A 17,320-nucleotide genomic window follows, 5' to 3' on the forward strand; every position below is an offset into this window, starting at 1 on the left:
ATTAAAACATTGGATGATGTCATTGATCAGCTTCAAGAAGTCATTCAAAATCTATCAACTAGTCAATTACAATCTATTGTCCGTAGAGAATGGATATCTGCTAATTTTGATTCTGAATTAGTATAAATAAAGATTGTTCCACTACGAAGGAAGTACCTAATAAAGCAACGGTCGCCATAAATAAAATATTTTTCTTTTTCATAATAACACTCTCTAGCCAGCTTTTTATGTGGATCAGACGTTGCACGTTGATTGTTAATTTTTATTCCTAACAAAACACATGAATATTATTTACATCGGTACTATTTTAGGTGGAGATTAAACGATAATCATACCTAGTTCATCAGCTGGTTGAAATGCAGCAGATAGTCCTTGAAAAAAACCGAATAGAGCTGGAACCATTGTCCATGAAAGTAGAAGATACCACATTCCTCTTCTTGTATCTCCTGTATAAAAATGATGAGCTCCGATGCTTCCTAATAAAATCGCAAGAGTGACATAAATCCATTTGTTTACACGTTTTCCAGTTCCTTGAGATACGAATACGTCCACAAGTGTATTCATGTTAGTGTTTTGGTTAATACTATTATTTTCATTCTTGTTTTCGCTAATAATGTTGATGTTGATTTTATCGTCAGACGATGGATTTTTGATTTTATTGATAATTATCTCACCATCAAATTGGTGTACTTCCACAAGGTCTCCTACCTGAGGAACAAAATCGAAATCAGATGGTTGGAATTTATTGTATTCGTTTGTAACTTCATCAAAAATAACAACCTAGGTACCATTAGCTTTAATAATCTTTTTCATAGCAATCTCCTTAGCTTACATTTCGTTAATTATATTAGGAAAGCGACATTTGTTTCAGGGTCGTAAAACCCTAATTCGTCAGGCATCAGGTCGCCATTGAAATCACGGATGGTGATTCCAAACTGGCTGATGACGTCTTTTTCGGTGAGATAAATTCCCCTATTTTTCAGCTTCCTTGAGGTATCCTTCAATGATAGACTGAATAATTTTCTTTTTTTCGTCGGTGAGTTCCCGACCGCCAAACATCATAACGTTATCTGCTAGGTTCTCCACCTCGATGTCAGAAGAGCCTGCGGTGCTATCGTCAGCGATATTTGGGTTATCAGTTCGTCCTAGAAGGTAATCGGTACTAACGTTGAAGTAGTTAGCTATCTCTTGTAAGCGGTCTGATTTAGGATTTGCCTTCTTAATTCCGTAAAGAGAATTAGTGCTTATTCCTAATCTATTTTCCAATTGATTTAAGGATAAACCTTGCTTAGAGGCTAAACCTTTAATCCTTTCAAATGTTACAGACATTGATTTATCAACCTTTCTAAGAGATTGACAAAACTATTCTAATTTAGACTTAAAATAGTTTTTGTAAGATGATTAAGTTAGTAAAAAACGAAGTTAAAAACATTCTAAAAATTAAATACAGATGGTCGCTAAACTCTACTATTTAAATGTTTTATTAGTGTTTAAAACGTTGTTATTCCATGATTTAATTTTAAAACTAGTTTTAAAATTTTTCAAGAAATTATGTGTTTTTCTAATTTTTTTACTTTCTGGGGTTAGTTAACACTAACTAAGTGCTACTTATTGAAGTGGTTGTCTAACCAACGAGCTACCAACCAGCTAATGATAGCTTCAATGGTTACGATGAGTATTATTTGGAAAAATTCGGACATATGTTATCCCTATTTGCTAAGGTGTATAGTTCTTGCCCAATCTCTGGTGTTTCGAATTTTTAATTCGTCCGAAATATTTTTAGCTTTTATCCGTATTTATCCTATTCAAAAATCAAAAAAGCCCGATTTTTCGGGCTTTTCATCAGTATAAATCCTGTTAAATAGGGATAAAAAAGGCGGTAGACGGATTTGAACCGACGATCAAGCTTTTGCAGAGCCGTGCCTTACCACTTGGCTATACCGCCGCAACAAAGAATATTCTACACTAAATTGTGATGGACGTCAACTGCCAACTTTCGGCTTTTTCTTGCTCTTATATCTGATTATTAGTATACTAGATTTGTACTAAATAGATAGGAATCGAGGGAATAGTTTAGACGGACTCTCCGATTTTTTTATAGATAGAGGTGTTTTATGAACAAGAAAATCATGGTTTTAGCATTAGCAAGTTTGGTTTTGGTATCTTGTAGTCAAAAGAAAGAGGCTGAGCCAAGCACTTCATCCAGTCAAAAACAAGTAGCATCGTCAGCTAAAAAGGATGCTTCTTTTACCAAAGCAAGTTCAAGTACAGAATTGATGGTAGAATCCCAAACAAGTACTTCTCAGGCTGAAAAGTCTAGTCAAGAAGCTAGTGTCTCTTCTTCTAGGCAAGAAGAAACTTCGGCTGTTGGTGAGGCTACAAGTGGTACAACAATTCCTGTTATTCAGGGTTCTTGGTCAAGTGCAATGGGTTCCTTTACAGTGGATGGGGGGACATTGACGAATGGTACGGGTTCTTTTACCGTTAAGCAATTAGGAGAGGGAACTTGGACGCTTGCCGAAGTTGTAGCTAGTCCACCTGTCTACTATTATGTACCTGCAGGTCAGCCGTTGGCCACAAGTGTGCGGACTTATGTGTCAGATGAAACAAGGGATCGGATTTTTATCCAGCCACAATATGATGCTCCGCAGGAAGCTTTTGAACCGTATATTTTTTATAGAAACTAGCGAAAATTCTGAAAAAAGAAAAGCATTGTTCAGGTAGTGATTTTGGAGAGCATGGCGGGATCTACGATTTTTACTGGGGATTGACAGCATCGGTCTTATCAAGAAGTTCTGGAAGATTATGAAAAGATAGCTCGTGTTGCTGTAACAAGTAATGGAGAGTGGAGTAGTCAACGGTATGGAACGATGTCTATTAAACGGAATACCTTGACAGTTAGTGATGGGATACATCATAAGGGGATGGGGCTTTGGACCTTAGCGGAGAATTACATTAGTTCGATTAGCTACCACTATGTTCTAACAAATGTATCTATTCTGGGTTATCGTCAGATAAGTCATGTGAACGAATTTATTTGAAGCCCAATTGTGCAGAGTCACAAGAAGAATTTGAAAAAGGAATTCTTTATCGTGCTAAATAGCGAATATTTCTCTTGTAATTTACAAAGAAATTCTTTATAATAAAGGAGTTGCTGTGCAACAAATACTCATTTTGAATGAATTGTGGGAGGGGTTGCCTTCGGGTCGTTCTGCAAGTTGAAATTCAAAAGAGGAAAAAACATTTTAAAGGAGAAATACTTATGGCAGTAATTTCAATGAAACAACTTCTTGAGGCTGGTGTACACTTTGGTCACCAAACTCGTCGCTGGAATCCTAAGATGGCTAAGTACATCTTTACAGAGCGTAACGGAATCCACGTTATTGACTTGCAACAAACAGTTAAATTTGCAGACCAAGCTTACGACTTTATGCGTGATGCAGCTGCAGAAGATGCAATCATCTTGTTTGTTGGTACTAAAAAGCAAGCTGCTGACGCTGTTAAAGAAGAAGCAGAACGTGCTGGTCAATACTACATCAACCACCGTTGGTTGGGTGGAACCCTTACAAACTGGGAAACTATCCAAAAACGTGTTGCTCGTTTGAAAGAAATCAAACGTATGGAAGAAGAAGGTGTCTTCGAAGTTCTTCCTAAGAAAGAAGTTGCACTTCTTAACAAACAACGTGCACGTCTTGAGAAATTCTTGGGTGGTATCGAAGATATGCCACGTATTCCTGACGTAATGTACGTCGTTGACCCACACAAAGAGCAAATCGCTGTGAAAGAAGCTAAAAAATTGGGTATCCCAGTTGTAGCGATGGTCGACACAAACACTGATCCAGATGATATTGATGTTATCATCCCTGCTAACGATGACGCTATCCGTGCGGTTAAATTGATCACTGCGAAAATGGCTGATGCTGTTATAGAAGGTCGTCAAGGTGAAGACAGCGTTGCTTCTGTTGAAGCTAAAATGGCAGCTGCAGCAGGACAAGCAGATTCAATCGAAGAAATCGTTGAAGTTGTTGAAGGATCAAACGAATAATCTTGTAACCCCAAAGGGCAGTGACCTCCGTCCTGTCCTTTTTTAAAAAAATTTTGGAGGAAAGCTCAAATGGCCAATATTACAGCCGCTCTTGTTAAAGAACTACGTGAAAAATCTGGTGCTGGTGTCATGGATGCCAAAAAAGCCTTGGTTGAAGTAGAGGGTGATATCGAAAAAGCGATTGAACTTCTTCGTGAAAAAGGTATGGCGAAAGCAGCTAAGAAAGCTGACCGTGTTGCTGCAGAAGGTTTGACAGGTGTTTACGTAAACGGTAACGTTGCTGCAGTTGTTGAAGTGAACGCAGAAACAGACTTCGTTGCGAAAAATGAACAATTCGTAAACTTGGTAAACGAAACTGCGAAAGTGATTGCAGAAGGTCAACCAGCAGATAACGAAGCAGCACTTGCTTTGGTAATGCCTTCAGGTGAAACACTTGAAGCAGCTTACGTCAATGCAACTGCAACAATTGGAGAGAAAATTTCATTCCGTCGTTTTGCTTTGTTGGAAAAAACAGATGCACAAGCATTTGGAGCTTACCAACATAACGGTGGCCGTATTGGTGTTATCTCTGTTATCGACGGTGGTGACGAAGCACTTGCTAAGCAAGTATCTATGCACATCGCTGCGATGAAACCAACGGTTCTTTCTTATAAAGAATTGGATGAGCAATTCGTGAAAGATGAGTTGGCACAATTGAACCACGCTATCGAGCAAGACAATGAAAGTCGTGCAATGGTTAACAAACCAGCACTTCCATTCTTGAAATATGGATCAAAAGCTCAATTGACGGATGATGTAATTGCACAAGCAGAAGAAGCTATCAAAGCAGAATTGGCTGCTGAAGGTAAGCCAGAAAAAATCTGGGATAAAATCATCCCAGGTAAAATGGATCGCTTCATGCTTGACAATACGAAAGTTGACCAAGCTTACACACTTCTTGCACAAGTCTACATCATGGATGACAGCAAAACTGTTGAAGCTTACCTAGATTCAGTAAATGCATCTGTTGTTGCATTCGCACGTTTTGAAGTTGGAGATGGTATCGAAAAAGCTTCAAATGACTTTGAATCAGAAGTTGCTGCAACAATGGCTGCTGCTCTTGGTCAAGACTAGTTTTTAGATAATGGTTACTTTTGGGAAATTCATTGAGTTTCCAAACAGAAGGCGGGGACTAGAGCCCTGCCTTTTTTATTATTGGGAACCATGTTTATAATCCAAAATGTGAAGATTTGAATCCTATTCAAATTGGAAGCAATTGCTAGTTCTAGAGTGTGACGTTTAATCTTGACTTTTGATTTAAACATCTTTTTTAGTCCTTTTAATCTTGCAGAAATTAGGATATAATAAAAGTCAAAGATAGTCAGATTTCATTTTTTCGTTTCTTTTACGAATAAGTACTTTGGGAGACCAAGTTACTAGGATGGAATGCTTACCAAATTAGAAAGGACTTCCATGGTAGCAAGAAATACCTCCGATAATATTGAAGAACATATCAAACAGCTTTTGGAGCAGATGGATATGGCGGTACTTAAGCGGAGTGAATTAGCGGAACTCTTTCAAGTGGTTCCAAGCCAGATCAATTATGTTATCAAGACCCGGTTTACAGAAAGCAAGGGCTACATTGTTGAAAGTAAGCGTGGGGGTGGTGGCTATATTCGAATTGGCCGAATCTCTTACTCCAACCATCACCAGCTGTTATTGGAGCTCCAAGATAAATTGGCCTCCCAATTAAGTGAGCAAGTTTATGAAGATATCTTACTGCTCCTAGTCGAAGAAGGGATTTTGGAAAGACGGGAAGCTACTTGGCTGCTGGCGGTTGCCTTGGATAGTGTCCTTGGCTCCGATGGCCCTCGTCTACGGACCCAGATGATGCGACAATTACTTAAAGAAATTGACAGAAGAGGATAAGAATGAAGTATTCAAATGCATTGATTGAGACCCTTGAAGTGGCTCATGCTTTTGCTAATAATTATGGTCGGGATCATTTAGAGACTTGGCATCTTCTAACCGGATTTTTAGTAAACCCTTATAGTATTGTAGGGTCTGCCTTTAAAGATGCACCGATTAATCTAGATCTTTTGGAAGAAAAGGCAGGGGAGATTGTCGGTTATCCTTATCGGGAACGCAAGGAAATGACCATTTTTCCTTTTTCCCCTTTGATGGAAAAGGTTTTTGAACGAGGGGAAGCGTTGGCCCAGCACTTAGGTGAGGATGAATTGGGGACGGAGCATATTTTTCTTGTCCTTTTAAAAGAAAGAGAATCCCTAGCAACTCAACTTCTCTACGCTTCTGGCTTTGATCCAGAAGACAAGGAAGAATCGAAAAAACTTCAAGATTTGCGGAAGGATATTGAGGCACGTGCAGGTTGGTCGAAGGATGAGATTAAGTCGATCCGCACTTTTTTCCGTGGTAGCCGGCCGACTTCTCAACAAATGGCTAATATGATGGGGATGCCTCCTACTCAAAGTGGAGGTCTAGAGGACTATAGTCGTGATCTGACTGCCGCAGCACGCGCAGGTCAATTAGACCCCGTTGTTGGTCGTGAGGAAGAGATTGACCGGATGGTGCACATCTTGAGTCGGAAAACTAAAAATAATCCTGTGCTAGTTGGAGATTCTGGGGTTGGTAAGACCGCTCTAGCTTTGGGATTGGCCCAACGGATTGTGGCAGGTCAAGTTCCAGTAGCCCTCCAAGATATGCGGGTTATGGAATTGGACTTGATGAATGTTATTGCAGGTACTCGTTTCCGTGGGGACTTTGAGGAGCGGATGAACAATATTATTGATGATATCGAGAAGGAAGGGAATATCATTCTCTTTATCGATGAGCTCCACACAATTATTGGATCTGGTAGTGGAATTGACTCGACCTTGGATGCGGCTAATATTCTTAAACCAGCCCTAGCACGAGGCAACCTTCGTACTCTTGGGGCGACCACACAAGAGGAATACCAGAAGCATATTGAAAAAGATGCAGCCTTGGTTCGTCGTTTTGCTAAGGTCATTATCGAAGAGCCGAAAGAAGCGGATTCTCTTGCGATTTTACAAGGACTTCGGCCGCGTTATGAGGAACATCATCAGGTCACCATTGAGGATGAGGCCTTGAAAACAGCTGTTCAAACTGCCAAGCGCTACCTGACTGCCAAACGCTTACCAGATTCAGCCATCGATTTGTTGGATGAGGCAGCTGCAACGGTACAAAATCGAAGTTTGCGAACTTCTGAATATGATAAAAATGGTTTGACGGAATTGGATAGAGCCTTGATGAATGAAGAATTTACCAAGGTTAAAAAACTGGTGAAAGAAGCCCAGAAACCGGTCGTTTTCAAGCACCGGGTAACCTCTGAGGATGTATTGCAGACCTTGAGTCGCTTGTCTGGCATTCCGGTGCAAAAATTGTCGAATACGGAAGCTAAGAAGTATTTGAATTTGGAAGTAGAGTTACACAAGCGTGTGATTGGGCAAGACCAGGCTGTTTCAGCTATTAGTCGTGCTATTCGACGTAATCGTTCAGGTCTACAAACCGGAAAACGTCCGATTGGTTCATTCCTTTTCTTAGGTCCGACGGGTGTCGGAAAAACGGAGTTGGCCAAGGCTTTGGCGGAATTGCTTTTTGATGATGAAGAAGCTCTTATTCGTTTTGACATGAGTGAATATATGGAGAAGTTTGCAGCGAGTCGTCTTAATGGAGCTCCTCCAGGCTACGTTGGTTATGAAGAGGGGGGTGAGTTGACGGAGAAGGTTCGGAATCGTCCTTACTCGGTTCTCCTCTTTGATGAGGTGGAGAAAGCTCATCCAGATATCTTCAACTTGCTCTTGCAGGTTCTAGATGACGGAGTTCTGACGGATAGCCGTGGTCGCAAGGTTGATTTTTCCAATACATTGATTATCATGACCTCCAATTTAGGTGCAACGGCTCTTCGTGATGACAAGGTTGTTGGTTTTGGCGCAGGGGACCTGCGCTTTGACCATGAAAGTATGGAAAAACGAATGTTTGAGGAATTGAAAAAGGCTTACCGCCCTGAATTTTTGAATCGTATTGATGAAAAGGTTGTCTTCCATAGCCTCACGGCCGAACAAATGCAAGAAATCGTCAAAGTAATGGTTAAGCCGATGATTGCAGCTTTGGCAGCCAAGGATGTGACCTTGAAATTCCAGCCAAGTGCTCTTAAACTTTTGGCGCAAAAAGGTTATGATCCAGAAAATGGAGCCCGTCCCCTTCGTCGAACTCTTCAAACTTTGGTGGAAGATCCCTTGTCTGAGTATCTTCTAGCTGGGGATTTGAAACCAGGTTCCACGATGAAGATTGGGGTCAAGGCTGGGGAGCTAAAAATGGACATTCAACATTAAGAAAGGACAGTAGGTGATTAGAACAGTGATACTCGAGGAGGCTGCGATTCTCCGAGATCTGAGTTGTCTTACTTATCGAGATACTTTTCAAGGGACAACTTCTGAAGAAAATTTGCAAGAGCATCTAGATACGGCCTATGCTCTTCCACGGCTAGAGAAAGAGCTGCAGGATCCAGAAGTGGCCTACTATTTCTATCAAGAAGGCGAGAAGTTGCTCGGATATCTTCGTCTCAACATTGGAAGTGCTCAGACGGAATCCATTCATGACAATAGTATGGAGATTGAGCGGATTTATATTCACCCGGATTACAAGGGTCGAGGTTTGGGGCAAGAATTCATGAATTTCGCCCTAGAACAGGCTCGAGCATTAGGAAAAACCGCTATTTGGTTGGGCGTCTGGGAGCATAACAAACCAGCTCTTGGGTTTTACCAGAAAAACGGCTTCCATCAAGTGGGTCAGCATAACTTTGTGATGGGGGATGATGTGCAAACAGACCTCTTGTACCTGAAGGAACTAAGCTTATAATGAAAAAAAGACAAGATTGAAGAAATGTCAATCTTGTCTTTTTCGAATAAGAAGATGAGGGAATTTTTAGAGGGAGTAAAAAATACTGATGGTTTTTGATTTTCTTTTGACAATAGGATATACTTGGGATATACTTTCATTGAGGAGGTGTACTATGGAACCGATTATTCAAGAATATACAACTCTTTCTCAATGGGGAAATTCAAAGGCAACGAGAATACCATCTAGTATTTTGAAAGCTTTAGACATTGATTTAAATCAAAAATTTTCGATTTCGATTAAGGATCAATCAATTGTTCTAACACCAGAGAACCAACAGCCTTCTACGATTCATGAATTATTTGCTAATTGGGAAGATGATGGGATTCGGCAGGGAGAACTAGAGTGGGGACCAGCTCAAGGGGGAGAAGTGGAATGGTAGTGACACAAGGTGATATTTTCTTTGTTAATTTTAACCCAAGTCTTGATCATGAGCAGAAAAATAGTAGACCTGCGATTGCCTTGAGTCACGATTTGGTGACCGAGCTTAGTGGCTTAACAATTGTAGCTCCTATCTCGACTACAACTAGAACCTACCCGACCTATCATACACTAAAAACGAGTGAAAAGGTAAAAGGGAAGGTTATGCTTGATCAGACTATTGCATTGGATCTGCGTGCGAGAGGTGTCACCAAAGTAGAAGAATCACTTAGTAAATCCGAATTAAAGGAAATTCTTGCTAAGTATAAATTATTATTTGATCTAGTTTCATAATGCAGCTAGACATAAAAATCTAGTCTCAACCTTTTCTTGTGAACTGATCTTTAAAAGTTGGAAATAATTATTGAAAGGACTGAATCCTGTATTACACAGGGCTCAGTCCTTTTAATGTTACTTGACTTTGTTTGTTGTTATAATCGTGATCATTACTAGCTCCTCTCTACTTTTAAAGTCTGATTTATAGCCGTAAAACATTCCTTATTTGGGAGAGCATACTCAAGGGAAACGAGTCGTTGAGATTCAGGGAATAAATTTCAGCTTTATTTTCAAAGGATGATTTCATAAAAATACACCCCAATTCGTCAGATTTTTATGCCTAACGATTGGGGTGTATAGTTTGGTAATAGAGATGTTTGGTTCTTTTTGTTCAGGTTTTCTCTACTTTATCTTTAAACTCCTTGCAATTGGAGGAGTTCTTCGATTTCGGCTAGACTTTCTGCGCGTGAGATAGCACCACGGAGTTTGGCTGCGCCGGAGCTACCTCGGAGGTAGTGGGGAGCTAGGCCGCGGAATTCACGGATAGCGACATACTCACCCTTGAGATTGATCAAGCGGCGGAGATGTTCATAGGCAATACGCATTTTATCTTCAAAGCTGAGGTCTGGAAGGAGTTCACCGGTTTCCAGGTAATGATTGATTTGGTTGAAGATATAGGGATTTCCCATGGCGGCGCGTCCGACCATAACGGCATCGGCACCGACTACTTCTAAGCGTTGTTTAGCATCTTCAGCTGTTCGGATATCTCCATTTGCGATGAAGGGGATTTTTGTAAGAGCTTGGGCTACTGTATGCAAGGTTTCTAAATCAGCTACCCCTGTATACATTTGTTCCCGAGTTCGTCCATGCATGGCTAGAGCATCTACACCAGCACTTTCGGCAGCTAGAGCATTTTCCACAGCTAGGCTTGAATCGGCCCAACCAGTCCGCATTTTAACGGTTAGAGGGATGTCCAGATGCGATTTAACGGTTTTGAGAATGTGATAGATTTTGTCTGGATCTTTGAGCCATTTGGCACCGGCTTCGTTTTTCACAACCTTATTCACAGGGCAGCCCATGTTTATGTCTACAATATCAGTTCGGGTATTTTCCTGAATAAATTCTGCAGCTCGTGATAGACTATCCGCATCGCTTCCGAAAAGCTGAATTGATACGGGATTTTCTCCCTCGTCGATATGAAGCATGTGGAGCGTCTTTTCGTTGTTGTATTGGATTCCCTTATCGGAGACCATTTCCATCACCACAAGACCGGCACCAAGTTCTTTGGCGATGGTTCTAAAGGCTGAGTTGGTTACTCCAGCCATTGGTGCTAGGATAGTCCGGTTGGGAATCTCGACATTTCCAATGTTGAAAGGTGTATTACGATTTTTCATGGATGAGTTCCTCTAAATTCTTATCTGTAAATTTATATTCTTTTTGGCAAAACTGACAGATGATTTCAGCCCCTTGATCTTGGTCAGCCATTTCTTGTAAGTCTTGATTTGGTAAGCTAGCCAAAGCGTTTAGGAACCGTTCCCTGCTACAGTCACAGAGGAAAGCGACAGGTTCTTCGCTCAGGCGGGTAAAATCATCTTCCCCGTAAATTGCTGCAAGCAAGGCTTCAATATGGTCGTCAGATGCTAGCAGGGTCGAAATGGCAGGCATTTCCTGGATGCGTTTCTCAAAGCGAGCAATGTCTGCCTCCTTGGCACCAGGGAGAACTTGAAGCATGAAGCCTCCCGCCACCTTGACTTTGTCGTTCTCATCCAACAAGACATTGAGTCCAACGGCTGAAGGTGTTTGTTCGCTCTCTGTGAGGTAGTAGGCCAAATCTTCTCCAATTTCTCCGCTAATTAGTGGAGTGGTGGAAGTGTAGGGATTGCCCATTCCATAGTCTGTAATAACGATAAAGTAGCCATTCCCCATGAAAGGTCCTACCAAGACTTCCCCTGTTGCGGTTTTCTTGATGTCTACGCCAGTATTTTGGATGTAGCCTTTGACATGTCCCTTGCTATCAGCAACAGAAATAATGTGGCCGAAAGAAGAATCCCCAATAATCTTTTGGGTCATTTTGGTATCGCCTTTTTGATTGGCGGCTAAGAGTAAGTTGGAAATGAGGGCGCGACCGAGGGCTACGGTAGAACTAGCCATTGTCTCATGAGCTTCTTGAGCAGCTCGCACAGTTTCAGTCGCATCGATTACAAAAGCGCGAAAAGCACTATTTTTTGCGGTAGTTTTGATTAAAGTATCCATGTCTTCCATTATAGCAAAAATCCGAAAGTTTAAGTATTTGGTAATTTCGTTATCTGATAAAATGCTGGCTCACGATCCTAATCGAAACTGGAACTAGAATGCCAACCTATTTCAAAATCTGAATAAAATAACAGACAAGGAGACTGGCTCAATAAAACCAGCCTCCTTGTCTGTTATTAAAAATAGGAAACCCATAAAAGAAAGAGGAATGGGATATAAAGGGTGACATAGAGCCACTTAAGACGAACGATAATGGCTACCAGTTCTCGTAAGAAGGCACTAGGGATATAGTAGCTGGCCGTGTTACAACCAAGGCCGTCGCCTTTCATGCCAATTTGTTGGGCGTAAATACTAGTGCGGAAGACATGATAGTCGTTGGTGACAAAGAGGAAACGAGGTTCTGGTACTGCTTTTTCCCCTAATTCCTTTGAGTAGAGGAGATTTTGGTAGGTATTTGTCGAACGATCCTCCAAAATAATGGCTTCTGTTGGGATGTCTGTGCTTTCGAGAATGTAGTTTTGAATAGCTTTGGCTTCACTAATTTTTTCGTCAGGTCCTTGACCTCCGCTGGCGATGAGTTTGACAGCAGGATTAGTGGACTTGCGAAAGGCTTCGATGGCTTTATCTACCCGCTTTTGGAGCAAGGGTGTTACCTTTTCCCCTCCCAGGAGTCCAGCCCCATGGATGATGATAAAGTCATATTTTTTCTTTTTGGGTAAATGCAAATACAACCAAGAATAAATGAGAAATCCGGTAAAGGTGATTCCAAAAAGGATGTAGGTGTAAATAGCAATGTAGTAAGGAATATCGAGGAGTCGGTGTTGGATGAAGAATTCATAATAGGTCAGCCGTATAATGACCATGACATAAAAGAGAACAACAGCGACACCTAGAAAGAGGGAGAAGTAGTTAGCCTTGGAGCGTCCTTCCTTGCGGAGAAGGATGAAACCATTGTAAATGAGGAAAAAACCACCAGCTAAAATGATTAGGGGGAGGAGAATGAAGAGGAATCCGGTGAAAATATTGCTGAGTATTTCAAAGCCTAACTGATAGCTTAGTGATGCTAGGTATAAATAGCTGAAAATGAGGAAAATCATCATCAGGATAGGGTTGAGCAGGCTGCGATTATCCCGGAAGAAAGACCAAGTGAGGAGGAAACCCCAACAAAGTGGGTTGGGAATCGCTAAAATCGTTAAAAAGAAGAAGGGCAACATTTGCCAGATGGAAATTTGCTCCTGCTCTGGTCTAAAGACATACCAAAGGAGAAGCAAGGAGTATACCAAGGCCAAGGGCCAGGTTGGAATTAGGGCCTGAATAATTCCAGCTAGTCCTAAGAAAATGGAACTATATTTGGTGTCGGGCTGCTTCCAGTTCAAATAGGCAAAAAGACCAGCTGAAATCCAGCCGAGAATAAGAAAGTGCAGTTGATTCATGGTCTATCCTTTATCTATTTTGTTTTTTAAATTATACCATGAAAAAGTAGAGGAAAACTTACGATTTTGGAAGGATGAGAGCTGAAAAAAATCCACTAGTATCTAGCGGATTTTGTAGGTTATAAGCTGTCCAAAGCGTCGATAGCAGCTTGGTAGTCAGGTTCTTGGTGAACATCTTCAAGATATTCAACATAGCGAACGGTGTTGCTTTCATCCAAAATGAGAACCGAACGTGAAAGAATATGCCATTCTTCCATGAGAAGACCGTAAGCTTTTCCAAATGAATTGTCAAAGTAGTCCGATAGCATGACAGCCTTGTCGAGTCCTTCGACTCCACACCAACGTGCTTGTGCGAAGGGAGTATCAATCGAGATGGTGATAATGACGGTATCGGATTTTTGAGAGAGGTAGCTGTTAAACTGACGTGTTTGGGTTGAGCAGACACCGGTGTCAATGGATGGAACAATGCTGAGAACTTTTTTCTGCCCCTCAAAATCGGAGAGGCTGACTTTTTCTAAATCTTTGTTGAGAAGCGTAAACTGCGGGGCTAGATCTCCAACTTGGAGACGGTTACCGATAAGATGGACTTCTTGTCCGAGAAATTGTGGCATAGGAAACTCCTTTCTTTTCTTTCATTTTATCTTAAATGTGGTGAAAAAGCTGATTAGGTGATTTGTTTTAGGGAATTCAAGAATAGTTGAGGGTTCTTTTTGGAATTCACCCTGACATCCATGTCCTCTTCCCAGCTGCTTAAATATGGTATGATAGTAGAAAAAGAATGGAGGTTTCGTATGGTACGTCTACAAGATGATTTTTATGATGCAATCAATGGTGAGTGGGCGGCTACGGCTGTAATACCTGAAGATAAGGCGCGGACTGGTTCCTTTGTGGACTTGGCGGATGAGATTGAAGAGTTGTTTTTGGAGAAAACAGATCAGTGGTTGGCAGGGGAAAATCTGCCTGAGGATTCTGTTTTGCAGGAATTTGTAGCTTTTCATCGTTTGGCATCGGATTATGAAAAACGAGATGCGGAGGGAGTGGCACCAGTCTTGCCGCTGTTAGAAGAGTATAAGAATTTGAGCTATGAAGACTATCGCCAGCGTTTGGCGGAGTTTGAGATGGCGGGGACACCGAATTTCCTTCCATTTGGTGTCGCTCCGGACTTTATGAACGCCCGAATCAATGTTTTGTGGGCAGATGCGCCTGGAACGATCTTGCCAGATACCTCTTATTATGCGGAAGACCATCCGCAGAAAGATGAGTTATTGGCTCTTTGGCGTTCTTCTATGGAAGAACTTCTAGCCAAATTCCCATTGACGGAGGAGGAAATTGCAGATCTCTTAGATAAGAGCCTGGAACTGGACCGACGGATTGCGGGAGTTGTGCTTTCTAGTGAAGAATCATCTGAGTATGCGAAACTCTATCACCCATATGCCTGGGAAGATTTTAAGGCTCTAGTACCAGATCTTCCTTTGGGAGATGTTTTCCAAGAGATTCTAGGTCAAGAACCGGAGCAGGTGATTGTACCAGAAGAGCGTTTTTGGCAGGCTGCTGAGCTTTTCTATTCAGAAGAAGCTTGGCCTTATCTGAAGGCGTCTTTGATTCTGAATGTGATTTTACAAGCGGATGCCTACTTAACAGATGAGATTCGGGTCTTGTCAGGAGCCTATAGTCGTGCTCTTTCTGGGACTCCTGTTCCGATGAATTCGAAAAAGGCTGCTTACTATTTAGCACAGGGACCTTTCAGTCAAGCTTTGGGTCTTTGGTATGCTGCGAACTATTTTTCTCCTGAAGCTAAGGCAGATGTGGAAGCGAAGATCCAGCGGATGATTGAAGTTTATAAGCGTCGCCTAGAGAACAATGACTGGTTAAGTCCGAAAACTCGGGAAAAAGCCATTGTGAAACTCAATGTGATTCGCCCTTATATCGGCTACCCTGAAGAACTACCTAAACATTATGCAGCTAAGAAAGTAGACTCAGAGCTATCTCTCTTTGAAAATGCGCAAGCCTTGGGACGTGTATCCATTAAACACGCCTGGTCCAAGTGGAATCAGGAAGTGGACGATAAGGAGTGGGGCATGCCTGCTCACATGGTCAACGCCTATTACAATCCACAGAAGAACCAAATCGTCTTCCCAGCAGCAATCTTACAAGCTCCATTCTATGATTTACACCAATCTTCTTCTGCCAATTACGGTGGAATCGGAGCCGTTATTGCCCATGAAATTTCCCACGCCTTTGATACCAACGGTGCCTCTTTCGATGAAAACGGCAGCCTCAATAATTGGTGGACCCAAGCCGATTATGATTCTTTCCAAGAAAGAACCCAAAAAGTGGTCGATCTCTTTGAAGGACAAGATTCCTATGGCGCAAAGGTCAATGGTAAGTTAACCGTGTCGGAAAACGTTGCGGACCTTGGCGGTCTTTCAGCAGCCCTAGAAGCTGCTAAGCAAGATCCAGACTACTCCGCCCAAGCTTTCTTTGAAAACCATGCGCTCATCTGGCGTATGAAAGGTCGGGAAGAATTTATGCAAATGATGGCAGCCGTGGACGTTCACGCACCAGCCAAACTCCGAGTCAACCTCCAACTACCAAACTTTGAAGACTTCCACCAAACCTTCCAGGTCACAGAAGTAGACGGCATGTGGCGCGATTCAGCTGACCGCATTCAGATTTGGTAAAATCAACGATAACAAAAAAGCATCCAGTCTCCAATCGAGACGGATGTCTTTTTGTTTATGCCTTATCTAGGGGAACGACTGCTAGTGTTTTGCCCAGACTGGCCAATACTTTTAGGACAGTATCCAGTTGTGGGCTGGTTTTACCTGTCTCCATCCGAGCGATGACCGGTTGGCTGACACCAGCGAGTTCTCCGAGCTTTTGTTGGCTGAGTCCTTGTTCATTTCTGGCTCTTATCAATTCCAGCATAAGGGCAACTCGTAAGTCGCTTTCTCGAATCTCTTCTGGAGATAGGAGTTCCTTCTGGATGTCTTGCCAATTGCTTCCTATAGCGGTGTTCTTTGTCATGCTTCTCCCCCTCTTTCTAGTAAGTCTTTGAGTTCCCGCCGAGCCTTTTTAATTTCAGAAAGCGGTGTCCTCTGAGATTTTTTCCTGAAATGATGTAATAATATGAAGCTGTTATTAAGCCAGGAAACAAAGAAAATTCGATCCTTAAGAGGGCGTAATTCCCAAATATCCCCCTCTATGTGCTTAACAAATGGTTCACCAGCCCTAGTACCTTCAGTCTGAAGGATTTTAATGTAGTCGTTAATCTTATTTAATTTGATACGACTGTCTTTGCTGTCCTTAGATGCAAGATCACGAAGGTAATCTAGAAGTGGCTCTTTTCCCTGTCTATCTTTATAAAAATAAATGTTATACACTGCAGCTCTCCTTTATTATAACTTAAAAGTTATCAAAAATAAATACTTTTAAGTTATTAACTCTGAATTTTTTCTTTACTATTTATTCGGAAATTTAGGAGTTAACTGAAGGGGATTCCATTTATTAATGTGAAAAAAGCCCGCTCCCTCTAGGTGCAGGCTGATGTCCGTAAAGGACCATGTCTTCTCAATGCTCGCAGAGGAGCTGTGTGTTTTAGATTCTACGCTTATTTTTTGATTGTCAATTACAAACTGTTAGTTTTTAAAAAATTTTTGTTTTAGTTGTTTATCAAGTTTGTCCAATGTAGTAGTTGATACCTTTTAACCCAAATTATTCATACATAACTAAAAAAACTTCCAGAATCGCTGATACATCATGGTTTCTGGAAGTTTTTGATTTTCACCCATTAGGTGAGACTTTTTACTGGACAAAAAAGGATTTCCCCTTTATGATATAAGCGCAAACCATATCAAAATAGAAAGGAAACCCATATGTTCAGTCTAACAAATTACAATTCTAAAAACAACACTTTTTCTTTTGATGGTGGAAATCTAACGAATTACGGAGGATTACTTCTCTTTAAAGTACTTTTTGA

Annotated in this window: 18 protein-coding genes and 1 tRNA gene; 10 read left to right on the forward strand and 9 right to left on the reverse strand. The window is 41.4% G+C overall.

The window, feature by feature from the left end; genetic code table 11:
• Window positions 1-318 precede the first annotated feature (318 nt).
• The 3 genes from E4T71_RS06215 to E4T71_RS06230 form a co-directional block, all read right to left on the reverse strand.
• Window positions 319-696: a TM2 domain-containing protein gene (locus E4T71_RS06215; RefSeq protein ID WP_135038152.1), complete on the reverse strand. Its 378-nt coding sequence runs from the start codon at window positions 694-696 to the stop codon at window positions 319-321.
• Between the two features lie 276 nt (window positions 697-972).
• A complete protein-coding gene (locus tag E4T71_RS06225) occupies window positions 973-1,329 on the reverse strand; it encodes a helix-turn-helix domain-containing protein (protein WP_135038154.1) in 357 nt (118 codons plus the stop codon).
• A 545-nt stretch (window positions 1,330-1,874) separates the two neighbouring features.
• Window positions 1,875-1,945: transfer RNA gene (locus E4T71_RS06230), tRNA-Cys, on the reverse strand.
• Between the two features lie 169 nt (window positions 1,946-2,114).
• Here E4T71_RS06230 and E4T71_RS06235 point away from each other — a divergent pair.
• The 9 genes from E4T71_RS06235 (at window position 2,115) to E4T71_RS06270 (ending at window position 9,673) form a co-directional block, all read left to right on the forward strand.
• Window positions 2,115-2,687, forward strand: coding sequence for a hypothetical protein (locus tag E4T71_RS06235; protein WP_135038156.1), 573 nt, complete (start codon window positions 2,115-2,117; stop codon window positions 2,685-2,687).
• 183 nt (window positions 2,688-2,870) lie between these two features.
• Window positions 2,871-3,041, forward strand: coding sequence for a hypothetical protein (locus tag E4T71_RS09795; protein WP_167758481.1), 171 nt, complete (start codon window positions 2,871-2,873; stop codon window positions 3,039-3,041).
• A gap of 221 nt (window positions 3,042-3,262) precedes the next feature.
• Complete coding sequence (rpsB, locus tag E4T71_RS06240; protein ID WP_135038158.1) at window positions 3,263-4,045, forward strand: 30S ribosomal protein S2; 783 nt, start codon at window positions 3,263-3,265, stop codon at window positions 4,043-4,045.
• A gap of 69 nt (window positions 4,046-4,114) precedes the next feature.
• A complete protein-coding gene (gene tsf / locus E4T71_RS06245) occupies window positions 4,115-5,158 on the forward strand; it encodes a translation elongation factor Ts (protein WP_135038160.1) in 1,044 nt (347 codons plus the stop codon).
• Window positions 5,159-5,497: 339 nt separating this feature from the next.
• The gene (locus E4T71_RS06250) at window positions 5,498-5,953 is read left to right on the forward strand and encodes a CtsR family transcriptional regulator (RefSeq protein ID WP_135038162.1); all 456 of its coding nucleotides are present in this window, start codon (window positions 5,498-5,500) and stop codon (window positions 5,951-5,953) included.
• Window positions 5,954-5,955: 2 nt separating this feature from the next.
• Window positions 5,956-8,394 carry an ATP-dependent Clp protease ATP-binding subunit gene (locus E4T71_RS06255; RefSeq protein WP_135038164.1) on the forward strand — a complete coding sequence of 813 codons (2,439 nt, stop codon included), beginning with the start codon at window positions 5,956-5,958 and terminating at the stop codon, window positions 8,392-8,394.
• Window positions 8,395-8,419: 25 nt separating this feature from the next.
• The gene (locus E4T71_RS06260; protein ID WP_245165712.1) at window positions 8,420-8,920 is read left to right on the forward strand and encodes an N-acetyltransferase; all 501 of its coding nucleotides are present in this window, start codon (window positions 8,420-8,422) and stop codon (window positions 8,918-8,920) included.
• A gap of 154 nt (window positions 8,921-9,074) precedes the next feature.
• Complete coding sequence (locus tag E4T71_RS06265; protein ID WP_135038168.1) at window positions 9,075-9,341, forward strand: AbrB/MazE/SpoVT family DNA-binding domain-containing protein; 267 nt, start codon at window positions 9,075-9,077, stop codon at window positions 9,339-9,341.
• A complete protein-coding gene (locus tag E4T71_RS06270; protein ID WP_135038170.1) occupies window positions 9,335-9,673 on the forward strand; it encodes a type II toxin-antitoxin system PemK/MazF family toxin in 339 nt (112 codons plus the stop codon). The genes E4T71_RS06265 and E4T71_RS06270 overlap by 7 nt, the downstream gene beginning before the upstream one ends.
• A 395-nt stretch (window positions 9,674-10,068) precedes the next feature.
• On the opposite strand, the gene dusB is transcribed toward E4T71_RS06270, so the two are convergent.
• The 4 genes from dusB to tpx all read right to left on the reverse strand — a co-directional run bounded on the left by dusB (window position 10,069) and on the right by tpx (window position 13,952).
• Window positions 10,069-11,049: a tRNA dihydrouridine synthase DusB gene (gene dusB, locus E4T71_RS06275; protein WP_135038172.1), complete on the reverse strand. Its 981-nt coding sequence runs from the start codon at window positions 11,047-11,049 to the stop codon at window positions 10,069-10,071.
• Window positions 11,036-11,908: an Hsp33 family molecular chaperone HslO gene (hslO, locus tag E4T71_RS06280; RefSeq protein ID WP_135038174.1), complete on the reverse strand. Its 873-nt coding sequence runs from the start codon at window positions 11,906-11,908 to the stop codon at window positions 11,036-11,038. The genes dusB and hslO overlap by 14 nt, the downstream gene beginning before the upstream one ends.
• A 176-nt stretch (window positions 11,909-12,084) precedes the next feature.
• Complete coding sequence (locus E4T71_RS06285; RefSeq protein ID WP_135038183.1) at window positions 12,085-13,122, reverse strand: YdcF family protein; 1,038 nt, start codon at window positions 13,120-13,122, stop codon at window positions 12,085-12,087.
• 338 nt (window positions 13,123-13,460) lie between these two features.
• Window positions 13,461-13,952, reverse strand: coding sequence for a thiol peroxidase (tpx, locus tag E4T71_RS06290; protein ID WP_135038176.1), 492 nt, complete (start codon window positions 13,950-13,952; stop codon window positions 13,461-13,463).
• 180 nt (window positions 13,953-14,132) lie between these two features.
• Between tpx and E4T71_RS06295 the strand changes: the two genes are divergently transcribed.
• Window positions 14,133-16,022, forward strand: a complete 1,890-nt coding sequence (locus E4T71_RS06295; RefSeq protein ID WP_135038178.1) for a M13-type metalloendopeptidase — start codon at window positions 14,133-14,135, stop codon at window positions 16,020-16,022.
• 55 nt (window positions 16,023-16,077) lie between these two features.
• On the opposite strand, the gene E4T71_RS06300 is transcribed toward E4T71_RS06295, so the two are convergent.
• Both E4T71_RS06300 and E4T71_RS06305 read right to left on the reverse strand, forming a co-directional pair.
• A complete protein-coding gene (locus tag E4T71_RS06300) occupies window positions 16,078-16,368 on the reverse strand; it encodes a helix-turn-helix domain-containing protein (RefSeq protein WP_135038180.1) in 291 nt (96 codons plus the stop codon).
• The gene (locus tag E4T71_RS06305) at window positions 16,365-16,724 is read right to left on the reverse strand and encodes a type II toxin-antitoxin system RelE/ParE family toxin (protein ID WP_135038182.1); all 360 of its coding nucleotides are present in this window, start codon (window positions 16,722-16,724) and stop codon (window positions 16,365-16,367) included. Before E4T71_RS06305 ends, E4T71_RS06300 begins: the two co-directional genes overlap by 4 nt.
• Between the last annotated feature and the right edge of the window lie 596 nt (window positions 16,725-17,320).

The organism is Streptococcus sp. WM07, assembly GCF_004570525.1.
Classification (GTDB): Bacteria; Bacillota; Bacilli; order Lactobacillales; family Streptococcaceae; genus Streptococcus.